This is a genomic window from Bacillus stratosphericus (assembly GCF_020524495.1).
GTDB lineage: Bacteria > Bacillota > Bacilli > Bacillales > Bacillaceae > Bacillus > Bacillus stratosphericus_B.
In genome coordinates this window covers 1-664 of record NZ_JAIVLB010000099.1, presented here as the reverse complement: position 1 = coordinate 664, position 664 = coordinate 1, and the positions used below count along the sequence as shown (strand labels likewise).

The following is a 664-nucleotide window of genomic DNA, read 5'->3' as shown; positions in this document are numbered from 1 at the left end:
TGTTGTTTTATGTCCTCAATACAACTAGAGAGCGTGAGAACAAGCTAAACGAGCAAATAGACGCACAGAATAGTGTATTAGCACAATTTAGTGAGAAATATGATGTTGTCATTGAAAAATTAGATCGAATCGAAAGAAACCAAAAATAAAACGAAAAGAGGAATTTAATATGAAAAACTTTGACAAAGGCACGGTCATTCGGACGGTGCTTCTTTTTATTGCATTGATCAACCAAGGACTTATCATGTTCGGGAAACCTGTTTTGCCAATTGACGAAGATCAAGTCACTTCATTGGCAGATACGTTATACCTTGCGGGATCAATGATCTTTACACTGGTAACGACGCTTGTCGCATGGTTCAAAAATAACTATGTAACAGACAAAGGCAAACTTCAGAAAGAAGTTCTAAGACAAAAAGGATTAACAAAATAAAGGGCTGCCCCAGGTAGCTCTTTTTAAATACCAAAATTAATTTTTTAGGGAGAAGATGAATATGAAAAAGAAAATTATGCTTGATCCAGGACACGGTGGGCACGATCCAGGCGCAGTAGCAAACGGATTAAAAGAAAAGGATCTTGTATTAAAGATCGCAAAGAAAACGAAAGCGATTCTTGAAAAGGTGTATGGGGCAACGGTTAAGCTCACACGATCAACTGACGTTTA

At 37.3% G+C, this 664-nt stretch carries 3 protein-coding genes; all 3 read left to right on the top strand.

The window, feature by feature from the left end; all coding sequences use genetic code 11:
• Positions 1-149 (top strand): BhlA/UviB family holin-like peptide (locus LC033_RS16665; protein WP_226570357.1); only part of this gene is annotated, 149 nt, incomplete at its 5' end.
• A gap of 20 nt (positions 150-169) precedes the next feature.
• Positions 170-433 (top strand): phage holin, encoded by a 264-nt coding sequence (locus LC033_RS16660; protein WP_226570353.1) that lies wholly within the window; start codon positions 170-172, stop codon positions 431-433.
• A gap of 61 nt (positions 434-494) precedes the next feature.
• Positions 495-664: N-acetylmuramoyl-L-alanine amidase family protein (locus tag LC033_RS16655; protein WP_226570355.1), on the top strand; the 170-nt coding region annotated here is incomplete at its 3' end.